A 23,532-nucleotide genomic window follows, 5' to 3' on the forward strand; every position below is an offset into this window, starting at 1 on the left:
ATTGATTTCGATGATGCCCTATTCCCGTCTGGCGATCCTTCTTGCCGCGCTTGGTTCCACGGCGGCCGTGGCGGCGCCGGATTGCTGCAGCGCTCCGGGCGCCGACTATCCGAAGGTGGGCGGGAATTACGGCAACCAGAGCTATTCGGCGCTCGGCCAGATCACGCCGGCCAACGCCGCCAGGCTCGGCGGCGCATGGCATGTCCGGCTGGAGGGCGGGAGCGATTCCGCCTTCCAGCAGGGCAATGTGATCGCCGAGGGCGGGATCGTCTATGCCGAGACGACGCAGGGCAGCGTCGTCGCGGTGGACGGCGCGACCGGCACGGAGAAATGGCACTACAAGAGCAGCTACGGCTCCACCCTGCGTCGCGGCGTCGCCGTCGGCGACAATATGGTCTTCACGATCAAGGGCGCAGGCCACGTCATCGCGCTCGACAAGCAGACCGGCACGGTCGTGTGGGATGTCACGCCGACGGCCGATCGCGGAGCCGGCTCCTTCCCCACGGCGATCGTCTATTATGACGGGCTGATCTATTTCGGCTCCGCCAACGGCACGCGCGGCGCAGCCTTCGCGCTCGATGCGAAGACGGGCAAGACGGTGTGGACCGTCTATGGTGCGGCCGGCCCCGACGATCCCGAAGCGAACAAGACCTGGGATGGCGAAAGCTGGCGCGGCGGCGGCGCTGCGCCCTGGGCGCATCCCGCGATCGATCCCGAACTGGGGCTGCTCTACTGGACGTTCGGCAATGCGAGAGGCGGCACGCCGCTCGACGGAGCAACCCGCGCTGGCCAGAATCTGTACGCCAATTCCATTGTCGCGATGGATCTGAAGACCGGCGCGAAACGCTGGTATTACCAATCCGTCCATCACGACATCTGGGACATGGACAATGTGATGGCGCCCGTCCTGGCGGATCTGACCATCGGGGGCAAAGCCCGCAAGGCCGTGATCTACGGCAGCAAGACGGCGATGCTGTATGTGCTCGATCGCGAGACCGGCAAGCCGCTGACCCCGATCGACGAAAAGCCGGTGCCGCAGGAGCCGGAACAGCACACCTGGCCCACCCAGCCCTTTCCGCGCGGGGATTCGCTGGTCGATCTCTGCCCCACCGGAAAGGGCGCGAGCATCACCCCGCCGCACTACAAGACCGGCTGCATCTTCACGCCGCATCTCGATGATCCGGTGATCGTCTTCCCCGGCACGGGCGGCGGCGCCGATACGAGTGCCTATTCCTACAGCCAGAAAAGCAAATTGCTCTATGTCGGCGTCGGCATCGTCGGCATCGCGCAGGCGCGCAAGGGATCCTATATCGGCTTCCGCCCGCTCGGCGAAAACCGGTCAGGCAAGGTGATCGCCTATGATCCGGCGCGCCACAAGATCGTGTGGAGCCGCGACAATCAATGGTCGCTCGCCCACGGCAACGGCATTCTCTCCACATCGAGCGGCGTGCTGTTCATGGGCTATCCGGACGGGTTCATCGTCGCCCTGTCCGCCGCCGACGGGCGTGAACTCTGGCGTTTCCAGACGGGCGCCGGCGTCCATACCAGCCCGGTCGCCTATGAGGCCGGCGGGCAGCAATATGTCGCCGTGCTCGCAGGTGGAAACGGCCTGCCCTACAATTCGCCCAAGGGCGATCACCTCTGGGCCTTCAAGATCGGCGGTACGGTGGCGCCTGCGGATCCCCCCCCGCCCCCGCCCCATCGCCAACCGATCACGGCGAAGGAAGTGGAAGGCAGCACCATCGGCAATACGGTGATCCTCGGCCGCATCGGCAACGGATCCGCCACCCCGCCGAGCGGCGAAGGGCCGCCCGATGCCGGTTTCATGCCGGGCGGCGCCCGCTCCCGGCCGACGACGGGTGCCAATGGCGAATCCGATGCGCAGAACGCCATGTCTCCGCAGGCTCTCCGCGTGCCGGCGGGCACGACGGTTACGTTCACCAATCCCTCGGACAATCTGAAGGATCATTGCGCGACCCAGTTCTTCGAGGGCCTGTTCGATTCCAAGCCGCTGAAGCCCGGGCAGAGCTTCAAATACACGTTCAGGAAGAAGGGCGAATATTTCTACAACGATTGCGCCAATGCCGGCACGACCGGGAAGGTCGTCGTCTATTAACGGGCTCGACGAGCCGATCTCCTCAGAGGACGACGATATGCCTTTCCATCGCCGGGACATCATTGCAGGGGGCGCGGCGGTCATCGCCGCCGGCGCCCTCCCCTCCCTCTCGTCGCGGGCGGTCGCCGCCACGGCGGCGCGGCCCGTGGATCTCTTTTCCCGCCATCTCCAGTGGCTCCGCTCGGCGGAGGAACTGGCGGTCGCCTGCCATGCGATGGGGTTTGACGGGCTGGATATCACCGTCCGCCCCTTCCCCGGCCATGTCGATCCGGCCAGGGTGGCGCAGGATCTTCCGCCGCTTGTGAAGGCGCTGCGCGCCGCCAATGTCGGCGTGCGGACGATCACCGCCCCGATCGCGGATGCCGCGTCGCCCCATGCCGAGGCGATATTGGAAACCGCCGCCTCGCTCGGCATCCACCATTATTGGTGGGGTGGCCTGCGCTACGATCTCTCCAGCCCCATCGCCCCCCAGCGCAAGGCTCTGGCGCCCCGCATCGCCGGCATCGCCAGGCTCGGCGAGAAATATGGCATGAAGGCGATGTATCATAATTTCTCGGGCGCCCAGCAGGTCGGCTCGATGATCTTCGATCTGCTCGATATCCTTCAGGATTTCGATCCCCGCTATGTGAGCTTCCATTACGATACGGCCCATGGCGTCGAGGCCGGCGCGAACGGAACGTGGCCGCTCGGATTGAAGGCCATCGGCCCCTATCTTGGCGGCATCTCCTTCAAGGATGTGCTGCTCACCGACAAGCCGGCCGCCGCCGGCGAGGGCGGCCCACCGGTCAGCGGGCGCTGGCGCCCCGCCTTCGTGCCCTTGGGCGAAGGCATGCTGGATCTGCCCCGCATGGTGCAGATCCTCGGCGAGATCGGCTTCGACGGTCCGATCGAATTGCAGCCGGAATTCCCCAACGGCGGCGCGGATCGCGGCGTCTCGAAGGCGAGCGACCTCACGCTTCCGCAGGAGACCATCTTCCGGAATATGGCGAAGGATCTGCAAACCCTTCGTCTCGCGCTCGCGGGCGGCACCGCGCCCGCGCCATCGAAATAGCATGTTTATTGTCGCGGTTCCTGGCGCGCGCCCGTCCATACGGCGCGCCGGCCGAGGACCGCGCTCGGAGCAAGAGTGAATGATACGTGGTCTGATGCTGGTTGTTGCCGGCCTGTCCCTGCAAATCGAAGTACCCGCGCCCGCGACGGATCCGGCACCGGTCGATCAGCAGAAGCCCGCCTCGCCCCCTCCCGGTTCGGCGCCGGCAGACGGAAAGCACGAACTGTTCCAGCAGAAATGCTCCACCTGCCACGGCCTCGATGTGGCGGAGACGCAAAGCCATACGGCGGACGAATGGCGCGAGATCGTGGCGCGCATGCGCGGCAACGGCCTGACGGTTTCCGACGATGAGGCGGGCGAGATCGTATCGTTCCTCGCGGACAAGCACGGCGCCAGTTGATGCGGTGCGGGGGCGGGATCCGCCACCCGATCAGCCATAATCGGCGGCGCATGCCTTGATCACCGCCTGGGGCTGGCCAAGCCTGGCGACGGCGGCAAGCGCCTCGTTGCGCTTTTTCTGGAGCGCATCGCCATTGCCGACGCCTGCGGCCTTCAGCATAGGCGAAACCTTCGCGTCCAGCTTCGTCCCCAGCACACCCAGCTTCATCGAGGCTTCGGCATAGGACCCGCCCTGGCTGCCAAACGCCTTGCGCAGGAAATCGACGAGCACATAGCATTGCAGCGCGTGATCCAGCCGGCCTGCCGGCAGCTTCGGCGCGCTGTTCACCGTAGCCGAATAGGCAGTGGCGCAGGCGGGCCGCAGCACCTGCCACTTGCCCTTGATCGTGCTGTCGAACAGGCCGGGCATGCGCTGGAACACGGCATTGGCGCGCCCGGAATCGAACTCTGCCCCTTCCGAACCGGCGAGCAGGGCATAATGGAAGATGCCTTCCTGCGCCTCGGCCGGAAGCTCGCCCTTCACGCCCGCTTTTTCCCGCTGGAGCGCGGCCGCCACGACACCGCATGTCGCCGCGCGATCCACGGCATCCTCGGGCAGCGTTGGCATCTTCTCCCCGCATGCCGGAAGAAGCAGGGCCAATCCCACCGAAGCCACCAGAACCGAACGCATCGCGACCTCACAACATCGTTACCGATGCGGAAACTACGCGTGGGGCGCGCTTGGGTTGCCATCCGCCCCCATTTCTCGGGCAACGGGAACGTCGCAGGATGACCCTCGCCCTCCCCGCTCATGTGCGAACGCTGGAGGTGCGTGGGCCGCCCGCGCCGGCACCGGCGAACGGGCTCCGGGCAATATCGGAGGCAACAAAAAAGCCCCTCCCGCGATCGGGAGGGGCTTGGTTTGTCCCATCGGGGGCATTCACGCGCCCCTTTCCCTCCCGCGTGCGGGAGTGGGGAAATCAGACGTGGATCGGCTTGCCGAGCACCGCCATCGCCGCTTCCTTGAAAGCTTCGGCATGGGTCGGATGGGCGTGGCAGGTGTAGGCGATATCCTCGCTGGTGGCGCCGAATTCCATCGCCTGCGCCGCCTGCGCGATCATCGTGCCGGCCACCGACGCGATCATCCACACGCCGACGACGCGATCCGTCTTGGCATCGGTGATGACCTTCACGAAGCCCCAGGGCTCGTGGTTGGTCTTGGCGCGGCTGTTGGCGAGCATCGGGAACTTGCCAACCTTGATCTCGCCCTTTTCCTTCGCCGCTTCCTCGGTGAGGCCGACGCCGGCAATCTCGGGCATCGTGTAGACGACGGACGGGATCACATCGTGGTTCACGATGCCGGTGAGGCCCGCAATATTCTCGGCCACGGCAATGCCCTCGTCCTCGGCCTTGTGCGCGAGCATGGGGCCGGGAATCACGTCGCCGATCGCCCAGACGCCCGGAACGCCCGTCGCGAAATCATGATCGGTCTCGATCTGGCCGCGCTTGTTGACGGTGAGGCCAGCCTTGTCGAGCGCGAGGCCATCGGTGTTCGGCTTGCGACCGATCGCGACGAGCACGACATCGGCCTCGATCGTCTCGGCGGCGCCGCCGGCGGCGGGCTCCACCGTGAGCACCACGCCCGCGCCCTTGCGCTCGGCCTTCGTCACCTTCGTCGAAAGCTTGAATTCGAAGCCCTGCTTCTTGAAGATCTTGTTGGCTTCCTTGCGGACCTCGCCATCCATGCCCGGCAGGATCTGGTCGAGATATTCGACGACCGTCACCTTCGCGCCGACGCGCCGCCACACCGATCCCAGCTCGAGGCCGATCACGCCGCCGCCGATCACGACGAGGTGCCCCGGAACCTTTGTCAGCTCCAGCGCGGACGTGCTGTCGACGATCGCCTCGTTATCCACCGTCACGCCCGGCAGCGGGGTGACCGAGGAGCCGGTCGCGATGATGATGTTCTTGGCCCGCACGGTGCGATCGCCAACCTTCACCGTGTCCTTGCTCTCGAACGCGGCATAGCCCTTCAGCCATTCCACCTTGTTCTTCTTGAACAGGAATTCCACGCCGCCGGTCAGCCCCTTCACGGCATCAACGCGCTGCGCCTGCATAGCATCGATATCGAGGCTCATCGCATCGATCTTCACGCCCAGCTTGGCCAGCGCGCCGGAGGCGGCCTCCTCATACAGTTCGGAAGCGTGCAGCAGCGCCTTGGAAGGGATGCAGCCGACGTTGAGGCAGGTGCCGCCCAGCGTGGCGCGGCCCTCGGCGCACGCCGTCTTCAGGCCCAGCTGCGCCGCGCGGATCGCCGCGACATAGCCGCCGGGGCCGGCACCGATCACCAGGACGTCGAAATCATAGTCTGCCATCACACACTCCGTTCGCCCTGAGCCTGTCGAAGGGCTGCACTTCTTTACCGTTCAAGAAGGACAGGGCTTCGACAGGCTCAGCCCGAACGGAATATGGGGTTTCCCGCCTGCTCTTACAGGTCGATCAGAAGCCGCGTCGGATCCTCGATCGCGTTCTTCAGCGCGACGAGGAAGGTCACGGCCTCGCGGCCATCGATCAGGCGATGATCGTAGCTGAGCGCCAGATACATCATCGGGCGGACGACGACCTGGCCGTCACGGACGACCGGGCGATCCTCGATGCGGTGCAGGCCCAACACGGCCGACTGCGGCGGATTGATGATCGGGGTCGACATGAGCGAGCCGAACACGCCGCCGTTGGAGATGGTGAAGGTGCCGCCCTTCATCTCATCCATCTTCAGCGTGCCATCCTTGGCGCGCTTGCCGAAATCGCCGATCGTCTTCTCAATACCGGCCACCGAGAGCGTCTCGGCATCGCGGATCACCGGCACGACCAGGCCATTCGGGGCAGAAACCGCGACCGAGATGTCGCAATAATCATGATAGACGATCTCGTCGCCCTCGATCGACCCGTTGACGCCCGGAATATCCTTCAGCGCCATGCAGGCGGCCTTCACGAAGAAGCCCATGAAGCCGAGGCGGACGCCGTGCTTCTTCTCGAACAGATCCTTGTACTTGGCGCGCGCCTCGATCACGGCGGTCATGTCCACGTCGTTGAACGTGGTGAGCATCGCGGCGGTGTTCTGCGCTTCCTTCAGGCGCTTGGCGACCGTCTGGCGCAGGCGCGTCATCTTGACGCGCTCTTCCTTGCGGCCACCCGAAGCCGGGGCGGCGATAGCGGCCGGAGCGGCGGCGGCCGGCACCGAAGCGGCGGCAGCACCGGACTTGGCGGCGAGCAGCACGTCCTCCTTGGTGAGGCGGCCATCCTTGCCGGTGCCCTTGATCTTCGAGGGATCGACATGCAGCTCCAGCACGGCGCGACGCACGGCCGGCGAAAGCGTGAGCGGATCACCCGAGGCGTCGTCCGCGGGGGCAGCGGCGGGCTCCGGCGGAGCGGCGGCTTCGGCCTTGCCCACGGCGGTGCGATCCTCGACGGCGGGCGTGGCGCTCGTCGGCGCGGACGCGCCCTCGGTGATGCGGGCGATCACCGCGCCGACCGAGACGGTATCGCCCTCGGCCACCACCAGCTCGCCGATCACGCCGGCGACGGGCGCGGGCACTTCCACCGCGACCTTGTCGGTTTCCAGGCTCGCGATGGGCTCATCGGCCTTCACCGTCTCGCCGGGCTTCTTCAGCCACTGGCCGAGGGTAGCCTCGGTGATGGATTCGCCGAGCGTCGGTACGATAACATCGGTCGCCATTGGTCTTCCTATTAGGCTTGATAACCAAGAGCTTCGGCGACGAGAGTCGCCTGCTGCTTGGTGTGGTTCTTGGCGAGGCCGGTGGCGGTCGCCGCAGAGGCCTTGCGGCCGGCGTAGAGAGGACGGGTCGGCTTGGTCCCAGCGGTCGCCAGCACCTCCTCGATCAGCGGCTCGACGAAGAACCACGCACCGTTGTTCTTCGGCTCCTCCTGAGCCCAGACGACCGTCTCGAGGTTCGGCCGGTCCTTGAGGATTTCGACGATCGCATCCGCCGGGAACGGATAGATCTGCTCGACGCGGATGATCTCCACGCTGTCGTCGTCCGCCGCATCGCGCGCATCGGCCAGATCATAATAGACCTTGCCCGAGCAGAGCACGACGCGCTTCACCTTTTCCGGCACGACCGGCCGGTTATCCCACAGGACGCGGTGGAAGAAGCTGTCGCCGAGGAAATCCTCCGCCTTCGACACCGCCGCCTTGTGGCGCAGCAGCGACTTGGGCGTCATGATGATGAGCGGCTTGCGGAACTTGCGCAGCATCTGGCGACGCAGGATGTGGAAATAATTGGCCGGCGTCGTGCAGTTCGCCACCTGCATATTATCCTCGGCGCAGAGCTGGAGATAACGCTCCAGACGGGCCGAGCTATGCTCCGGCCCCTGCCCTTCATAGCCGTGGGGCAGCAGCATCACGAGGCCGTTGGCGCGCAGCCACTTGGCCTCGCCCGCGGCGATGAACTGATCGATGATGACCTGCGCGCCGTTGGCGAAATCGCCGAACTGCGCTTCCCACATCACCAGCGTGTTCGGCGCCTGGCCGGCATAGCCATATTCGAAGCCCAGCACGCCGAATTCGGAAAGCGGGGAATCCAGCACCTGGAAGCGCCGGTCCATTGCCGAAAGCGGGATATATTTGTGGCCGTCTTTCTGATCGACCCAGACGGCATGCCGCTGGCTGAACGTGCCGCGGCCCACATCCTGCCCGGACAGGCGGACGCCATAATTCTCCTTCAGCAGCGTGCCGAAAGCCAGCGCCTCGGCCGTCGCCCAGTCGAAGCCCTCGCCGCTCTCGAACATCGACTTCTTGGCATCCAGGATGCGCGTAAGGGTCTTGTGGACGACGATGCTGTCCGGAACGGTCGTCAGCTGCGCGCCGATCTCCGCGAAGAGATCCTTGGAGACGCCGCTCGCCGCCGCGCGACGTTCGGTAATCGGCTCGCGGGGCAGCGCGAAGCCTTCCCATTCGCCGCCGAACCAGTCGGCGCTGTTGGCCTTGTAGCTCTTGCCTGCCTCGAATTCGTCGTCCAGCAGCGAGACGAACTTGGCCTCCTGCGCGCCGAGCCATTCGCCGTCGATCTGCCCCTCGGCGACCAGACGATCGCTGTAGAGCTTGGAAACCGGCGGATGCTTGCGGATCTCCTCATACATCAGCGGCTGCGTGAAGCCCGGCTCGTCGCCCTCATTGTGGCCGAAGCGGCGATAGCACCACATGTCGATCACAACATCGCGACGGAATTTCGCGCGATATTCGGTCGCCAGCTTGCAGGCGAAGGTGACAGCCTCGGGATCGTCGCCGTTCACATGCAGGATCGGCGCCTGCACCATCTTCGCGATGTCGCTGGGATAGGGCGAGGAGCGTGCGAACTGCGGCGAGGTGGTGAAGCCCACCTGATTGTTGATCACGAAATGGACGGTGCCACCCGTATTATAGCCGATCAGGCCGGAGAAGCCGAAGCACTCCATGATGACGCCCTGGCCGGCGAAGGCCGCGTCGCCATGGATCAGGATCGGCAACACCTTGGCGCGCTCCAGATCGTCCAGCTTGGTCTGCTTGGCACGCGCCTTGCCGAGCACAACCGGATCGACGCACTCGAGGTGCGACGGGTTGGGCGCGAGGCTCAGGTGGATCATGTTGCCGTCGAACTCGCGGTCCGCCGACGTGCCGAGGTGATATTTCACGTCGCCCGAACCACCGACATCCTCGGGGTTGGCCGATCCGCCCGCAAATTCATGGAAGAGGATTCGATAGGGCTTCTTCATCACGTTCGTGAGAACGTTGAGGCGGCCGCGATGCGCCATGCCGAGCACCACTTCCTGCACGCCGGCCGCGCCCGCATATTTCAGCACGGCTTCCAGCGCCGGGATCATGCTCTCGCCGCCATCGAGGCCGAAGCGCTTGGTGCCGACATATTTGCGGGCGAGGAATTTCTCCCACTGCTCGCCCTCGATCACCTTCTGGAGGATCGCCTTCTTGCCTTCCGGCGTGAAGCTGATCTCCTTGTCCTTGCCTTCCATCCGGTCCTGGAGGAAGCGGCGCTCCTCCGTATCCTGGATGTGCATATATTCGAGGCCGACCTTACCGCAGTAATTCTTGCGGAGCGTGGCGATCATCTCGCGCAGCGTGGCATGCTGAAAGCCGAGCAGGCCGCCAAGGAAGATCGGCCGATCCATGTCGGCTTCGGTGAAGTTGTGGAATTCGGGCTTCAGATCCTCTGGCATCTCCTGATGCCAGAGACCGAGCGGATCGAGCTGGGCCAGCAGGTGCCCGCGCACCCGATAGGTGCGGATGAGGATGGAGGCGCGGATCGAATCGCGCGCGGCCGATTCGATCTCGGCCTGGCTCGGCGCGGCGGCGGGGGCCGCGACGGGAGCGGGCTTACCGCCCTTGGCCGGCTTGGGCGCCGGCTCCATCTGGGTGGGATCGAGACCCGCCGTCAGCGCGTCCGTCTCGCTCAGCGGCCAGCGCGGATTCGCCCAGCTGGGGCCGGCGATGCTCGTCTCAAGCGCACCGAAATAAGCGCGCCAATTTTCGTCGACGCTGCCGGGATCCTGACGATACTTCTTGTAAAGCGCCTCCGCAAAGCTGGGGCTTACCCCTTCCAGCTCGTCGAAGTTCGATCCCTCGAAGCCCATCTTGCACCGCCTGTCATCATTCTGGCGGCCATTTCCACCGCCTCGTCGCACTCTTCATAGAAGTGAGCGCAACCAAAACCAGTTTCAATCCCCGGATCGACCGATCCGGGGACTGTATCGATCAGCCCTTCAGCACCTCGACCAGCGTGGTGCCGAGTTCGGAGGGGCTTGCCGCGACGCGGATGCCGGCCGCTTCCATCGCCGCGATCTTGCTCTCGGCATCGCCCTTGCCACCGGAAACGATCGCGCCGGCATGGCCCATGCGACGGCCCGGAGGCGCCGTGCGACCCGCGATGAAGCCGGCCATCGGCTTCTTGCGGCCCTTCTTCGCCTCGTCGATCAGGAACTGAGCGGCCTGCTCCTCCGCATCGCCGCCGATCTCGCCGATCATGATGATCGACTTGGTCTCGTCGTCGGCCAGGAAGAGTTCCAGCACGTCGATGAAGTTGGTGCCGTTCACCGGATCGCCGCCGATGCCGACAGCCGTGGTCTGGCCCAGGCCCGCATTCGAGGTCTGGAACACGGCCTCATAGGTGAGCGTGCCCGAACGCGAGACGACGCCGACCGAACCCTTCTTGAAGATGGAGCCAGGCATGATGCCGATCTTGCACTCGTTGGGCGTCAGCACGCCCGGGCAGTTCGGCCCAATCAGACGCGACTTCGAGCCAGAGAGCGCACGCTTCACGCGCACCATGTCCAGCACCGGAATGCCTTCGGTGATCGCCACGATCAGCGGAACCTCGGCATCGATCGCCTCGAGGATGGAGTCGGCCGCGAAGGGCGGCGGCACGTACACGACGGATGCGGTGGCACCCGTAGCGGCGACGGCTTCGTGCACCGTGTTGAAATTCGGCAGGCCGATATGCGTCGTCCCGCCCTTGCCCGGCGTCACGCCGCCGACCATCTGCGTGCCATAGGCGAGCGCCTGCTCCGTATGGAACGTGCCCGTATTGCCAGTCATTCCCTGGGTGATGACCTTGGTGTTCTTGTCGACGAGAATGCTCATCGGGTCTCCTGCTCGATTAGGACCGACACGGGGTTAGAAAGCCACATAGAGGTGCATGCCGTCCTTGTCGGGAACGGACCGCGACCGTGAGAAAATTTCTGCACGCACAGGATGCGTGCCGTCCACTTTGCCCGAAAATTCGAGGTAATGCGGCATGTCCGTGCTTTTGGGTTTCAGCCCGGTCGCGCGTACGGCCGTCCGAAATTCATCGAAATAGGGCATCGCCCCCCGCACCCCCGGCACAACCACGGCGCAAATAACCGGATAGCGTCGCTTAGGCGGAAACGTCGCCAGAACGAGACGGACCCGAGCGCCATCGATGGTTTGCGACCATTGCTTCACGCTCTCGGGCTTCGAATAGTCGAAATTGACCTCGATCGCCTGCGACTTGGCGAGACCGGAAACGTCAACATCGCTAGCCGTATCGGTCCGCCATCCGCTGGCTGCGATCGCCGCATCCCGGGCGTCGACGGTCAACGGGCCTTCGAGGCACGCCTTGGAGAATGCGGCGACCAGCGAGGGATATTCGACAGGCAATGCGGCATGAGCCGGCCATGCGGCCAGCACTGCACCCACCATCCCGGCAAAAATCCCTCGCATGCCGATCAACTACGCCAGCGTCTCGTCGATGCCCTTGCAGGCGACCAGAAGCTCCTTGACCGCATCGACCGAGACCTGAAGGTTGGCCTTGGCCTCATCCGAGAGGCTGACTTCGATGATCTTCTCGACGCCGCCCGCACCGAACAGCACCGGCACGCCGACATAGAGATTGTCGACGCCATACTGACCGGTGAGGTTCGCGGCCGCCGGCAGGATGCGCTTCTGATCGAACAGATAAGCTTCAGCCATCGCGATCGCCGAGGTGGCAGGCGCATAGAAAGCCGAACCGGTCTTGAGGAGGGCAACGATCTCGCCGCCGCCGCCACGCGTACGCTTGATGATCGCGTCGATCTTCTCCTTGGTGGAGAGGCCCATCGCGATCAGATCCGAAACGGGGATGCCCGAGACGGTCGAATATTCGAGCACGGGGACCATCGTATCGCCGTGGCCGCCGAGCACGAACGTGTTCACGTCCTTCACCGAAACGTTGAATTCATCGGCGATGAAGTGGCTGAAGCGCGCCGAGTCGAGCACGCCTGCCATGCCGACGACCTTCTCGGCCGGGAGGCCGGAGAATTCGCGCAGCGCCCAGACCATCGCATCGAGCGGGTTGGTGATGCAGATCACGAAGGCGTCCGGCGCGTTGGCCTTGATGCCCTCGCCCACGGCCTTCATCACCTTCAGGTTGATGCCGAGCAGATCGTCGCGGCTCATGCCGGGCTTGCGCGCAACACCGGCGGTCACGATGATGACATCGGCGCCCGCAATATCGGCATAATCGTTGGTGCCGGTGATCTTGGCGTCGAAACCCTCGACTGGGCCGCACTGCGACAGATCCAGCGCCTTGCCCTGCGGCACGCCCTCGACCACGTCGAACAGGACGATATCGCCAAGGCCCTTGAGCGCGGCGAGATGCGCCAGCGTTCCGCCGATATTACCCGCGCCGATCAGCGCAATCTTCTTACGAGCCACTTAAGCTCCCTTTCCCGCTTGCCAGCCATTGAGGCGCTGCCAGGATGCGACCACGAGGACGCGGCCGCGGATCAGCGGGGGCGGCTTAGACCCGACTCAGGCGCGGGGCAACCGCCTTTGGTGCAATTGCGAGAAGCTTATTGTGACAGATTATTGCGCGGCCAGCCGCGACAGCATTCTGTGCCAATGATCGATATCGTCGGCGAAAGCCTTCACGGGCAATCTTTCGTCACGTCCGTGTGCGCGCTCGTCCTCCGGCGATATGATCCAGGCGCCATCGACTCCATAGATGGGAATGCCCACCGCCCGGAATTTGGCCCCGTCCGTCGCGCCCGCCGACATTTGCGGAACGATTTTCGCGGAGGGGAAGCGTGCATGGACGGCATCCGTGAATGCACCCACGACATCCGGGCGCAGCGGCGATGCGGCGGTGCTCACATTATCGTCCCGGCGGGTGACGACGACGCCGGGATCGGCAACCACCTTTTCCAGTTCGTCCCGGATCGCATCGGGCGAAACGCCGGGCAGGATGCGGCAGTTGATATTCGCGGTGGCAAGCTGCGGCAGCGCATTGTCGGCATGGCCGCCCGCCAATAATGTTGCAACGCAGCGCGTGCGCGTCGATCCCACTTCCAGCGGATCGGCCTCGATCAGGTCGGCCGCCTTCCCGTCCTTCGGATCCTTGAGCCACGCGCGCATCGCATCGCCGAGCGGCCCCTTCTCGTCCTGCTGGCGCACCTGATAATAAGCGCGCGTCGTCTCGTTCATCGCCGGCTCGAAGCGATAGGCCTCGATCCGCTCCAGCGCGTGGGCAAGCTCATAGATCGCATTGTCGGGCCGGGGGCGCGACGAATGGCCACCCTTGTTGCGCACCGTCAGCGTATAATCGGCGAAGGTCTTCTCCGCCGTCTGCAGGCCGAAGCCCAGCGGGCGGCCATCCGCCGTGAAGGCGCCACCGCCGGCATCGGCGTTGAGGCCATATTCTGCGTCGGTCCACTTGCGCCATTCGGTCGCGGCCAGCTTCGCGCCGATCTCGGCGGTTTCCTCGTCGCCGGTCAGCAGCACCACGATGTCGCGCTTCGGCTTGAAACCGGCCGCCTTCAGCTTCAGCAGCGCCGTCAGCATCGCCACGGTCGGCCCCTTGATGTCCGCCGTGCCGCGCCCGTAATAATAGCCATCCTTCTCCGCGAAGACAAACGGATCGATCGTCCAGTCCTCGCGCTTGGCCTCCACGACATCCAGGTGCCCCATCAGCAGGATCGGCTTGGATTTGGGCGCGCCCGCGGCGGGCCAGCGCAGGATCAGCGCGGCGGTCTTGTTATCAGCCTCGCCCACATAGGGGATGATGTGGATGTCCGCGTCCGCCCAGCCGGCCTTGCGGAATTCTCCCGCCAGATACGTGGCAAGCTCGGGCACCTTCTCCCGGCCCGCCACGGTGGGGATGTTGATCGCATGCTCCAGCATCGTTCGCCCGCGCGCCACCCACGGATCGGGCGCCTGTGCGAAAGCTGAGGTGGACAGGAGGAGCGGAGCGAGGATCAGGGCGAGGCGCTTCATGCCCCTTTGCTAGCGCGCCGATTGGCATCCGTCATCCCGGCGTTCGCGAGGCGGGGCGCGGGGCGGGCGCCCGTCTCACCGCCCGATCAGATCCACGAACATCGCCTCCACCCGGGGCACGTCCACGGCATAGACGAGATCCACGTCGCGTTCGCCCAGGCCCGGCCCCTTCCCTGCCGGCCAGGTGAGCAGCGCGCCATAATTGGCGCCGGGCATCAGATCGACATCCATCGCCAGCCGCCCCCTGGCGGTGACGATCTTGGGGTCCAGCCAGACGGCGGCCTGCACTTCGTCCCACAGCGGATAATTGGGCTGGGCGATGCGCTTCACATAAGCGGCGGTGGGCCGGTCGCTCGCCGTCGCGCGGGCGAGCAGCGCGGCCGTGCCGATGGCGGGGTCGCTCGCATCGCCGGTGACAAGCGTGAGCTTCGGCCACGGGCTGGTGAACACGATGTGCGCCGCTTCCGGATCCCAGAAATGATTGAAAGACATGCGCGGATTGAACGCCACCTGCATCGCGAATTCATCCTGCGCCTTCGTCAGATCGCGGCCGACGAAATTGCCGCCCTCCGTCACGAGTTCGCGGATCCGCCCGGCGAAACCGTCATCGATCCGTTGCGCCAGCGCCAGATTGGTCAGCGGCCCCATGGCGATGATCGTCACCTGCCCCGGATATTTGCGCGACATCGCCAGCAGGAATTCGGCCGCGCTGATGGGCGCGGGCCTGGTGGTCGGCATGCCTTCCGCCATCGGCGCGATCACGTCCGGCGCGTGGGGCTCGCGCCGGGCGATCGTATTGTAGGCGGGCCAGCTTTCCATCCACGCGCCCTTGTAGGGAAGCGCGCCGTAAAGCGCTTCGCGCCGCTTGTTCCGTTCCTTGGAATTGACGAGTGGGAAGGTGGCGCCGGCCACCACGGGAATGTCCGTCCGCTTCACCAGCTCCAGCATGCGCAGCGTGGCCGCCGTCTCCTCGGGCTGCCAGCCGTCTCCACTCACGATGGTGATGCCGAGCACCTCGACCGAGGGATCGTTGAGCAGCATCAGGATCGGCTGGAGCCCCGGCCCCTCGAACGCATCCTGATCGATGATGATCTTGCGCCGCTCGGCCCCAGGCGCCGCCGCCCCGGCGCCGGCAACGCCCGTCATGAAAGCGAGCAGCAGGGCCGCGCACGCCAGGATCCACCGCTTCATATTACCCCCAATTTCCGCCCATAAGGCACCGAACGCGATCGGCGGCCGGCCGTCAACGCTCTGGCAACGGATTGCGCGCTATGGGCGGAGCGAAGAGGACGGCGATGAAGACGCAAGCGCAAGAGACACCGCGGGCCAGCCGGCGACAGGCGGATCAGCCGAGCACGCTGCGCGGCACGGGCGACAGCCAGCCGCAGGATAGCTGGGTGCATGATGTCTCCAGCACGGGCATGCGCATCGAATGCCGTGCCGATCTCGCGATCGGCGATGAGATCACGGTGGGCCTGGCCGGCGCCGGCGCCACCCGCGCGCGGATCGTCTGGCGGCGCGGCAACGAATATGGCTGCCAGTTCGACAAGCCATTGAGCAATGACGATGCCGCCCAGGCCTTTCAGGGATCGCCGGTCGTGCAGCTCCATCCGTTCGCGCGGAAGAATCCGAAGAATGCGCCGCGCACGCCCGATGTGGACGATCGCACAGCCGATATGCTGCGCCTGCTGGAGGATCAGCCCGCGCATGGCCGTCTGTGGATGGCGGCTCTCGCGGTGGTGCTGATCGCCGTGGCCGCGCCTGTCTCGATCATGCTCGCGCGCATCACCGGCTGAGACGACTCCCGCCCTTCCCGCACGGGAAGAGCGGGCCGGCGTCGCGATGCGCCGGCAAGGCGCATCGCTGACCCCCCTTATTTTTCCAGCGTATCGCTGACGAAGCGATCGAGCAGGCGCACGCCGAAGCCGGTCGCGCCCTTTTCGTGCAGGGTGCCGGGCTTGGACGACCAGACCATGCCGGCAATGTCGAGATGCGCCCAGGCGACTCCATCATTGATGTAGCGGGCGAGGAATTGCGCGGCCGTGATCGAGCCACCCTCGCGCGGGCCGACATTCTTCATGTCCGCGATCGGCGAGTCGATCAGCTTGTCATAGGCATCGCCCAGCGGCATCCGCCACAATTTCTCGCCCGTCGCCTTGCCGGCCGCCGTCAGCCCTTCCGCCAGCGCGTCGTCATTGGCGAACATGCCGCCATATTCGTAGCCGAGGCTCACGATCATCGCGCCGGTCAGCGTGGCGAGGTCCACGATCGTTCCGGGGTTGAAGCGCTGCTGGACCCAGGTCAGCGCGTCGCACAGGACGAGCCGCCCCTCGGCATCGGTGTTGATGACCTCGATCGTCTGGCCAGACATGGAGGTGACGACATCGCCCGGGCGCTGCGCCTTTCCGTCGGGCATATTCTCGACGAGGCCGCAGATGCCGACGACATGCGCCTTCGCCTTGCGCCCCGCCAGGGCCTTCATCAGGCCGGCGACCGCGCCCGCGCCGCCCATGTCCCACTTCATGTCCTCCATGCCGGCGGGCGGCTTCAGGCTGATGCCGCCGGTATCGAAGGTCACGCCCTTGCCCACGAAGGCCGTGGGCTTCTCGACGGCGCCGTTCGTGCCGTCCCAGCGCATCACGAGCAGCTTCGCCTCGCGATCCGAGCCTTGCGACACGCCCAGCAGCGCGCCCATGCCGGCCGCGCGCATCTCCGCCTCGCCCAGCACCTCGATCTCCACGCCGAGATCGGCCAGCGCCCCCGCGCGCTCCACGAACGTCTCGGGATAGACGATGTTGGCGGGCTCCGCGACGAGCGTGCGCGTGAAGGCAACACCTTCCGTCACGGCGGCGCGCGGGACCCACGCGGCTTGCGCGGCCTCAGCCGCCTCGCCCGCGACGATCACGAGCTTTTCCAGGGTGGGGCGCTGCTTGGCGGGCAGCTTGGTGCGATAGATGTCGTGGCGCCAGCTGCGCAGCACCGCGCCTTCGGCGATGGTGGCCGCGATCGCCGGGCGATCGGCAGCGGGATAGCCAGAGAGATCCACCGCCACCCGCGTCTCGCCGGAAACGAGCAGCCGCGCGATCAGGGCGCTGCCCGCGCGCTCGCCATCGGCGCTTCCAGCGAGGCCCACGAACAGCACGCGGCGCACGGCTTCACCCTCGGGCGCGTAAAATTCCGCGAGCGTGCCGGCCTTGCCCTCGAAACGGGCGGCGGCGGCGGCGGCCTTCGCCACCGCGCCTGCGGCGGCCAGATCTGCCGGCAGCCGCGTCTCCAGCCCTTCCCCGCTCGCGACCGGAATGACGAGAACATGCGGCTCGGCCGGCCGCGCGGCGGAAATGGAAACGGTGATCAACGTGGGGGCCTTTCAGAAGCTAGGGGCTTATCTAGGCACGCGCCCAGCGCTGTCAAAGCCCCGCGCGCCCTTCCGGTCATGACGGAAGAGGCGGGAGTCGCCCGCCGGCAACGTATCGACACCGATCGGTCGCGTGCCGATTGCAGGCGGGAGAGTCGTGCGATAGGGCGCGCCCGATGAAGCGGGGCGCGAGAAGTTTCGGGGGACGTGCGCTTGCGCCGCTGGCACTTCTGGCTCTTTCGGCCGCCTGGCCCGCGCAGGCGCAGGTGCTGCAGGATCGAGCGGGTCCGCCCCCGCCCGACGCCTCCACCCTGCCCGCCACCGAGACCGACGATCAGGTGAGCTTCGCCGCCGACGCGCTCGACTATAACGACAATGACGATATCGTGACCGCGACCGGCGACGTGCGCATGCTGCGCGCCGGCAGCCGCCTACGCGCCGACAAGGTGGTGTGGAATCGCCGCACGGGCGAAGTCCATGCCACGGGCAGCGTGGCCATCATCAATCCCGGCGGCGACACCGCCTATAGCGACGACGCCCTCCTGTCCGACGACATGAAGGACGGCGTCGTCGAAAATCTGCTGATCGTGCTGGCCAATGGCGGTCGCCTCGCCGCGCATCACGGCACCAACAAGGGCCCGCTCACCACGCTGGATCGCGCCGCCTACACGCCCTGCGCGGTCGAGGGATCGGACGGTTGCGCCAAGGAGCCCTCCTGGAAGATCACGGCGATCCGCATCATCCATGACGAGGATCGCCACCGCATCTATTACAAGGATGCGCGGATCAGCCTGCTGGGCCTCACGGTCCTGTGGCTGCCGGGCTTCAGCCATCCCGACGGATCGAATCAGCAGGGCGGCGGATCGGGGCTTCTGCTGCCCAATTTCGAGGTGTCGAAGGTCCTCGGCCTCGATTTCTCGCTGCCTTATTATCTGCAGCTCGCGCCCAATCGCGATCTCACCATAACGCCGCATCTTTATTCAAAGGTCGCCCCCGGGCTGGAGGCCCAGTATCGCGGGCTGAACGATCTGGGCGCCTATCAGGTGCGCGGCATGGTCACCTATGGATCGCGCCTGCCGGCGGCCGTGAACGTCCAGAATATGGACAAGGACAAGGGCATTCGCGGCTTCATCGATGCGAATGGCCGCTACCAGCTCGGCCCGGACTGGACGCTGCTCGGCCAGCTGCGGCTGGAAACGGACCGCACCTTCATGCGCCGCTACAACATCAACAGCGACGATCGCCTGCGATCGACGCTGCAGGCGCAGCGGATCGACGCCAATTCCTATCTCGAAATTGCCGGCTGGTATGTGCAGACGGTACGCACCACGATCAGCGGCGGCGCCGTGGACAGCCAGGGGCAGCAGCCCATCGCCCTGCCCGCGATCGATTATCGCCGCCGCCTCACCGATCCTCTGCTGGGCGGCACGATCCAGTTGCAGGCCAACAGCCTCTCTCTGATCCGCACCTCCGGCCAGGATACGCAGCGCGCCTTCGCCGGCGCGCGCTGGGATCTGCGCAAGATGACGCCGCTCGGCCAGCAGATCACCTTCACCGCCTATAGCCGCTTCGACGCCTATCACAGCCAGGATAACGACAAGACCGCGACCGTCATCTATCGCGGCCGCGAAGGCTGGGAGGGGCGCGCGATCGTCGCCGGCGCGGTGGATATGCGCTGGCCGTTCATCGGCAATCTGCTGGGCGGCAGCCAGCAGATCACGCCGCGCGTGCAGCTCGTCACCTCGCCCGCCACGCGCAATATCGTCATCCCCAACGAGGATGCCCGCGCGATCGATCTGGAGGATAGCAACCTCTTCGCGCTGAATCGCTTCGCCGGCTATGATCGGTGGGAGGATGGCAGCCGCATCACCTATGGCGCGGAGTGGAATTATCAGCGCCCCCGGCTGGAGGTGCGCGCCGTCGCCGGCCAGAGCTACCGGCTCACCAGCGAGCCCACGATCCTCCCGTCCGGCACCGGCCTTTCCGATCGCTTCTCCGACATCGTCGGGCGGGTGAACGTGAAATATGGCAAGTGGCTGGAGCTGACGGAGCGCTTCCGGCTCGACAAGGACAGTCTCTCGATCCGCCGCAACGAGGTGGACGCGACGATCGGATCCAGCCGCACCTATCTGCTCGTCGGCTACCTGCGGCTGAACCGGAATATCGATACCTCGATCGAGGATCTGCGCGATCGGGAAGAGGTCCGTCTCGGCGGCCGCGTGCAGCTTGCCCGTTTCTGGTCGGTCTTCGGCTCCACCGTCGTCGATCTCACCGGCAAGAGCGAGGATCCCCAGTCGACCTCCGATGGCTATCAGCCGGTGCGTCAGCGCCTTGGCCTTTCCTATGAGGATGAGTGCCTGTCGCTCGGTCTGACGTGGCAGCGCGATTATGACCCCACGGGCGATGGCCGACGCGGCAGCACGTTCAGCTTGCGTCTGGCGTTGAAGAACATCGGTCGCTAAGCAGGTGTTCAGCCGCCCCGGTGCATGGGCGGCCTTCCCCGAGAATTGGACGGACGGATAAGCGTGACAGGTGCAGGAAGGCGCGTGGCCGCCGCGATGATGGCCATGCTGATGGCGGGTGCGATGCCGCTGGCGATGGGCCCGGTTTCGGCGCAGGAGCAGGCCGAGCTGCCGGACAATGATCCGCTGAACCTGCCGGCGAACGTCGCGCTCTACGCGCATAACGATCCGTCTGTCCGCAAGGCGACGGCGATCGTCAACGGTGCGATCATCACGGATACGGATGTCGATCAGCGCCTGGGCCTCGTGCTCGCCGCCAGCCAGCAGAATATCTCGGCGGAGGAGCGCGCCCGGCTGCGCCTGCAGGTGCTGAGCAACCTGATCGACGAGGCGCTGGAAATCCAGGAGGCCGCCGCCAACAAGATCACCGTGGAAAAGGCCGAGATCCAGCAGACCTATCTCCGCGTGGCCGGCCAGTTCCGCAAGACGCCCGCCGAATTCGCCGTTTTCCTGAAGGAAAAGGGCTCGTCCGAAGCCTCGATGAAGCGGCAGATCGAGGGCGAGGTCGCCTGGCGCCGCCTGCTCGGCCGGCAGGTCGAGCCGTTCGTGAGCGTGAGCGATGACGAAGTACGACAGGTCATCGATCGGCTGAAGGCATCCAAGGGCGCCTCCGAATATCATGTCGGCGAAATCTATCTCGGCGCGCCGATCGGCACCGAGGCGCAGGTGATGGCGAACGCCAATCGCATCGTCGATCAGATCCGGCGCGGCGGATCGTTCGTCGCCTATGCGCACGAATATTCGGAGGCCTCCACCAAGGCCGTCGGCGGCGATCTCGGCTGGGTCCGCGCCGAGCAGCTGCCCGATGCGCTGGCAGCCGCCGTGCAACAGATGCCCCCCAGCGCGGTGAGCGATCCGATCGCGGTGCCCGGCGGCGTCTCGATCATCGCCTTGATCGACAAGCGCCAGGTGCTGACGACTGACATGCGCGATACCGTGCTGTCGCTGAAGCAGATTTCGATCCATGTCCCCGCCGATTCCTCGAAGGAGCAGGCCCAGCCCAAGATCACAGCCTTTGCCGATCAGCTGAAGACGCTGCGCGGCTGCGGCGACGTGGCGGCCCTCGCCGCGAAGGTCGGCGGCGAAGTGATCGACAATGACAATCTGCGCGTGCGCGAGCTGCCGCCGCAGCTCCAGGAAGTGATGCTCAACCTGCGCGTGGGCGAAGCGACCCCGCCTTTCGGCTCCAGCCAGGACGGCATCATCCGCGCGCTCGTCGTATGCGGACGCGACGAGCCGCAGGACGCGACATTGCCCACGTTCGATCAGGTGCAGAGCCAGATGGAGGAACAGCGCGTGAATCTGCGCGCCCGCCGCTATCTGCGCGATCTGCGGCGCGATGCGGTGATCGATTATCGCTGAGCCGATCCCCGGCGGCGTGCCGGCGCCGCTGGCGGTCGCAATCGGCGACCCGGCCGGGATCGGCCCCGAAATCGTCGCCAAGGCATGGAATGCGCGTCATGAGCACGCGCTTCCCGCCTTTTTCGCGATCGGCGACGCACGATCGATCGAAAGCGTCTGGCAGGGGCCGATCCAGCGCATCTCGGATCCGGCCGATGCCCATGATTGCTTCGCCGGCGCCCTGCCGCTGCTGCAGGTGGACGATCCGGGCGAGATCGAACCCGGCGCGCCCAATCCGGCCGGCGCGCGCTGCTCACTGGATTCGCTGGAAATCGCGGTCGGGCTCGCGCGGTCGGGCGCGGTCGGCGGCGTCGTCACCGGCCCGGTTGCCAAGGCGCAGCTCTACAGCATCGGCTTCACCCATCCCGGCCAGACCGAATTCATCGCCGAACGCTGCGGCGTGGCGCGCGGCAATGTCGCCATGATGCTCGCGGGGCCGACGCTGCGCACGGTGCCGGTCACGATCCACATGCCGCTGAAGGACGTGGCGGAGATGCTCTCCGCCGAGCTTATCATGGCGCGCGCGCGGACGGTGGAGCGCGGGCTGATCCGCGATTTCGGGATTGCGCGCCCCCGCCTCGCCATTGCCGGCTTCAATCCGCATGCGGGCGAAGGCGGCGCGATCGGGCGCGAGGAGATCGATGTGATCGAGCCGGCGCTGGAGCGGCTGCGCGCGGACGGCATGGATATTGTCGGCCCGATGCCGGCGGATACGATGTTCCATGCCCGCGCCCGCGCCCTCTATGATGCGGCACTCTGTCTCTATCACGATCAGGCGCTGATCCCGATCAAGACGCTCCATTTCGATGAAGGCGTGAATGTCACGCTGGGGCTGCCGATCATCCGTACAGCCCCCGATCACGGCACCGCCTTCGACATTGCCGGCCAGGATCTCGCCAATCCCGGCGCGATGATCGCGGCGATCGCGCTCGCCGGCAGTTGCGCGGCGAACCGCCTGCGCGCGGCGTGAACGGCAGCCGCGCGGACGATGACATATCGGAAGGATGAGCGCGCCCTGAGCGGTGGCGTGGAGCGGGCGCGGTGATGCCCCCGCCGGTCCTGCCGCCGCTTCGCGAGGTGATCGCGAAATATGGGCTGAGCGCGGAGAAGGCGCTCGGGCAGAATTTCCTGCTCGACGGCCAGCTGCTGGATCGCATCGCCCGCGTTCCGGGCGATCTGGCGGATGCCTCCGTCTATGAAGTCGGCCCCGGCCCCGGCGGTCTGACGCGCGCGCTGCTGGGCGCGGGCGCGCATGTCGTGGCGGTCGAGCGCGATCGCCGCTGCCTCGTTCCGCTGATCGAACTGACCAACGCCTATGACGGCCGCCTCACCGTGATCGAGGGCGACGCGCTGGATCAGGATGAGGCCGCGCTCGCCGGGCGCGGTGCCCATATCGTGGCGAACCTGCCCTATAATGTGGGCACCCCCCTGCTCGTGCGCTGGCTGAGCGCCGCCGATTGGGCGCCGTGGTGGGCTTCGCTCACGCTGATGTTTCAGAAGGAAGTGGCCGAGCGGATCGTCGCGAGGCCGGATACGGATCATTACGGGCGGCTCGCCGTGCTCGCCCAATGGCGATCAAGGCCGCGCATCGCCTTCACCGTCAATCGCGCCGCCTTCGTGCCGCCGCCCAAGGTGATGTCCGCTGTGGTGCATATCGTGCCATCCGAAGCGCCGGAGGGCGTCCGGCTGGCGACGCTGGAGCGGATCACCGCCGCCGCCTTCGGCCAGCGGCGCAAGATGCTGCGCCAGAGCCTTAAGGGCGTGCCCGGCGCGCTGGAGGCGCTGGAGGCGCTGGGCATCGAGCCGACACGACGGGCGGAAACGCTGGCCGTCGCGGATTACGTCGCGCTGGCCCGCACGCTGGACGCCTGAGCCGCCCGCTCGCTTCGCCCCCGATCATCCCGAACGCGACCCGGGATGACGATCACC

At 66.1% G+C, this 23,532-nt stretch carries 18 protein-coding genes; 8 read left to right on the forward strand and 10 right to left on the reverse strand.

The window, feature by feature from the left end:
- The first annotated feature begins 13 nt into the window (after positions 1-13).
- From DI605_RS07780 to DI605_RS07790, 3 genes are all read left to right on the forward strand, one after another.
- A complete protein-coding gene (locus tag DI605_RS07780) occupies positions 14-2,116 on the forward strand; it encodes a PQQ-binding-like beta-propeller repeat protein (RefSeq protein WP_293971559.1) in 2,103 nt (700 codons plus the stop codon).
- Positions 2,117-2,153: 37 nt separating this feature from the next.
- Positions 2,154-3,167 carry a sugar phosphate isomerase/epimerase gene (locus DI605_RS07785; RefSeq protein ID WP_293971562.1) on the forward strand — a complete coding sequence of 338 codons (1,014 nt, stop codon included), beginning with the start codon at positions 2,154-2,156 and terminating at the stop codon, positions 3,165-3,167.
- A 79-nt stretch (positions 3,168-3,246) separates the two neighbouring features.
- Entirely contained in the window at positions 3,247-3,567 is a 321-nt protein-coding gene (locus DI605_RS07790; protein ID WP_293971565.1) for a hypothetical protein, read from the forward strand.
- A 30-nt stretch (positions 3,568-3,597) separates the two neighbouring features.
- On the opposite strand, the gene DI605_RS07795 is transcribed toward DI605_RS07790, so the two are convergent.
- From DI605_RS07795 to DI605_RS07835, 9 genes are all read right to left on the reverse strand, one after another.
- Positions 3,598-4,236: a hypothetical protein gene (locus DI605_RS07795; protein WP_293971568.1), complete on the reverse strand. Its 639-nt coding sequence runs from the start codon at positions 4,234-4,236 to the stop codon at positions 3,598-3,600.
- Between the two features lie 289 nt (positions 4,237-4,525).
- A complete protein-coding gene (gene lpdA / locus DI605_RS07800; protein WP_293971570.1) occupies positions 4,526-5,920 on the reverse strand; it encodes a dihydrolipoyl dehydrogenase in 1,395 nt (464 codons plus the stop codon).
- Between the two features lie 113 nt (positions 5,921-6,033).
- Positions 6,034-7,281, reverse strand: coding sequence for a 2-oxoglutarate dehydrogenase complex dihydrolipoyllysine-residue succinyltransferase (gene odhB / locus DI605_RS07805; protein WP_293971573.1), 1,248 nt, complete (start codon positions 7,279-7,281; stop codon positions 6,034-6,036).
- A gap of 11 nt (positions 7,282-7,292) precedes the next feature.
- The gene (locus DI605_RS07810) at positions 7,293-10,190 is read right to left on the reverse strand and encodes a 2-oxoglutarate dehydrogenase E1 component (protein ID WP_293971576.1); all 2,898 of its coding nucleotides are present in this window, start codon (positions 10,188-10,190) and stop codon (positions 7,293-7,295) included.
- Positions 10,191-10,311: 121 nt separating this feature from the next.
- Positions 10,312-11,196, reverse strand: coding sequence for a succinate--CoA ligase subunit alpha (gene sucD / locus DI605_RS07815; protein WP_293971579.1), 885 nt, complete (start codon positions 11,194-11,196; stop codon positions 10,312-10,314).
- A gap of 33 nt (positions 11,197-11,229) precedes the next feature.
- On the reverse strand, positions 11,230-11,775 hold the full coding sequence (locus DI605_RS07820; RefSeq protein ID WP_293971582.1) for a hypothetical protein: 546 nt from the start codon (positions 11,773-11,775) through the stop codon (positions 11,230-11,232).
- A 30-nt stretch (positions 11,776-11,805) separates the two neighbouring features.
- Positions 11,806-12,768, reverse strand: a complete 963-nt coding sequence (gene mdh / locus DI605_RS07825) for a malate dehydrogenase (protein WP_293971585.1) — start codon at positions 12,766-12,768, stop codon at positions 11,806-11,808.
- A 150-nt stretch (positions 12,769-12,918) separates the two neighbouring features.
- On the reverse strand, positions 12,919-14,325 hold the full coding sequence (locus DI605_RS07830) for a M20/M25/M40 family metallo-hydrolase (RefSeq protein WP_293971588.1): 1,407 nt from the start codon (positions 14,323-14,325) through the stop codon (positions 12,919-12,921).
- Between the two features lie 75 nt (positions 14,326-14,400).
- Positions 14,401-15,516: a nucleoside hydrolase gene (locus DI605_RS07835; protein ID WP_293971590.1), complete on the reverse strand. Its 1,116-nt coding sequence runs from the start codon at positions 15,514-15,516 to the stop codon at positions 14,401-14,403.
- A gap of 104 nt (positions 15,517-15,620) precedes the next feature.
- Here DI605_RS07835 and DI605_RS07840 point away from each other — a divergent pair, with 104 nt between their 5' ends.
- Entirely contained in the window at positions 15,621-16,121 is a 501-nt protein-coding gene (locus DI605_RS07840; protein ID WP_293971593.1) for a PilZ domain-containing protein, read from the forward strand.
- 77 nt (positions 16,122-16,198) lie between these two features.
- Here the strand turns inward: DI605_RS07840 and DI605_RS07845 are convergent, their stop codons facing one another.
- A complete protein-coding gene (locus DI605_RS07845; RefSeq protein ID WP_293972559.1) occupies positions 16,199-17,677 on the reverse strand; it encodes a leucyl aminopeptidase in 1,479 nt (492 codons plus the stop codon).
- Between the two features lie 179 nt (positions 17,678-17,856).
- Here DI605_RS07845 and DI605_RS07850 point away from each other — a divergent pair, with 179 nt between their 5' ends.
- The 4 genes from DI605_RS07850 to rsmA all read left to right on the forward strand — a co-directional run bounded on the left by DI605_RS07850 (position 17,857) and on the right by rsmA (position 23,475).
- A complete protein-coding gene (locus DI605_RS07850) occupies positions 17,857-20,142 on the forward strand; it encodes an LPS assembly protein LptD (RefSeq protein WP_293971596.1) in 2,286 nt (761 codons plus the stop codon).
- A gap of 84 nt (positions 20,143-20,226) precedes the next feature.
- The gene (locus DI605_RS07855) at positions 20,227-21,564 is read left to right on the forward strand and encodes a peptidylprolyl isomerase (protein WP_293971599.1); all 1,338 of its coding nucleotides are present in this window, start codon (positions 20,227-20,229) and stop codon (positions 21,562-21,564) included.
- Positions 21,565-21,580: 16 nt separating this feature from the next.
- Positions 21,581-22,573 (forward strand): 4-hydroxythreonine-4-phosphate dehydrogenase PdxA, encoded by a 993-nt coding sequence (gene pdxA / locus DI605_RS07860; protein ID WP_293971601.1) that lies wholly within the window; start codon positions 21,581-21,583, stop codon positions 22,571-22,573.
- Positions 22,574-22,647: 74 nt separating this feature from the next.
- Positions 22,648-23,475, forward strand: a complete 828-nt coding sequence (gene rsmA, locus DI605_RS07865) for a 16S rRNA (adenine(1518)-N(6)/adenine(1519)-N(6))-dimethyltransferase RsmA (RefSeq protein ID WP_293971604.1) — start codon at positions 22,648-22,650, stop codon at positions 23,473-23,475.
- Positions 23,476-23,532 lie beyond the last annotated feature (57 nt).

It is taken from the genome of Sphingomonas sp. (assembly GCF_003248515.1).
GTDB lineage: Bacteria > Pseudomonadota > Alphaproteobacteria > Sphingomonadales > Sphingomonadaceae > Sphingomonas_I.

What these genes read in the sequence shown, in the direction of transcription:
- DI605_RS07820 (WP_293971582.1), bottom strand. Translation starts at nt 11,775, where the DNA reads ATGGTGGGTGCAGTGCTGGCCGCATGGCCGGCTCATGCCGCATTGCCT.
- rsmA (WP_293971604.1), top strand. Translation starts at nt 22,648, where the DNA reads ATGCCCCCGCCGGTCCTGCCGCCGCTTCGCGAGGTGATCGCGAAATAT.
- DI605_RS07785 (WP_293971562.1), top strand. Translation starts at nt 2,154, where the DNA reads ATGCCTTTCCATCGCCGGGACATCATTGCAGGGGGCGCGGCGGTCATC.
- sucD (WP_293971579.1), bottom strand. Translation starts at nt 11,196, where the DNA reads ATGAGCATTCTCGTCGACAAGAACACCAAGGTCATCACCCAGGGAATG.
- DI605_RS07810 (WP_293971576.1), bottom strand. Translation starts at nt 10,190, where the DNA reads ATGGGCTTCGAGGGATCGAACTTCGACGAGCTGGAAGGGGTAAGCCCC.
- DI605_RS07835 (WP_293971590.1), bottom strand. Translation starts at nt 15,516, where the DNA reads ATGAAGCGGTGGATCCTGGCGTGCGCGGCCCTGCTGCTCGCTTTCATG.
- DI605_RS07850 (WP_293971596.1), top strand. Translation starts at nt 17,857, where the DNA reads ATGAAGCGGGGCGCGAGAAGTTTCGGGGGACGTGCGCTTGCGCCGCTG.
- lpdA (WP_293971570.1), bottom strand. Translation starts at nt 5,920, where the DNA reads ATGGCAGACTATGATTTCGACGTCCTGGTGATCGGTGCCGGCCCCGGC.
- DI605_RS07830 (WP_293971588.1), bottom strand. Translation starts at nt 14,325, where the DNA reads ATGAAGCGCCTCGCCCTGATCCTCGCTCCGCTCCTCCTGTCCACCTCA.
- DI605_RS07840 (WP_293971593.1), top strand. Translation starts at nt 15,621, where the DNA reads ATGAAGACGCAAGCGCAAGAGACACCGCGGGCCAGCCGGCGACAGGCG.
- DI605_RS07795 (WP_293971568.1), bottom strand. Translation starts at nt 4,236, where the DNA reads ATGCGTTCGGTTCTGGTGGCTTCGGTGGGATTGGCCCTGCTTCTTCCG.
- DI605_RS07780 (WP_293971559.1), top strand. Translation starts at nt 14, where the DNA reads ATGCCCTATTCCCGTCTGGCGATCCTTCTTGCCGCGCTTGGTTCCACG.
- DI605_RS07790 (WP_293971565.1), top strand. Translation starts at nt 3,247, where the DNA reads ATGATACGTGGTCTGATGCTGGTTGTTGCCGGCCTGTCCCTGCAAATC.
- odhB (WP_293971573.1), bottom strand. Translation starts at nt 7,281, where the DNA reads ATGGCGACCGATGTTATCGTACCGACGCTCGGCGAATCCATCACCGAG.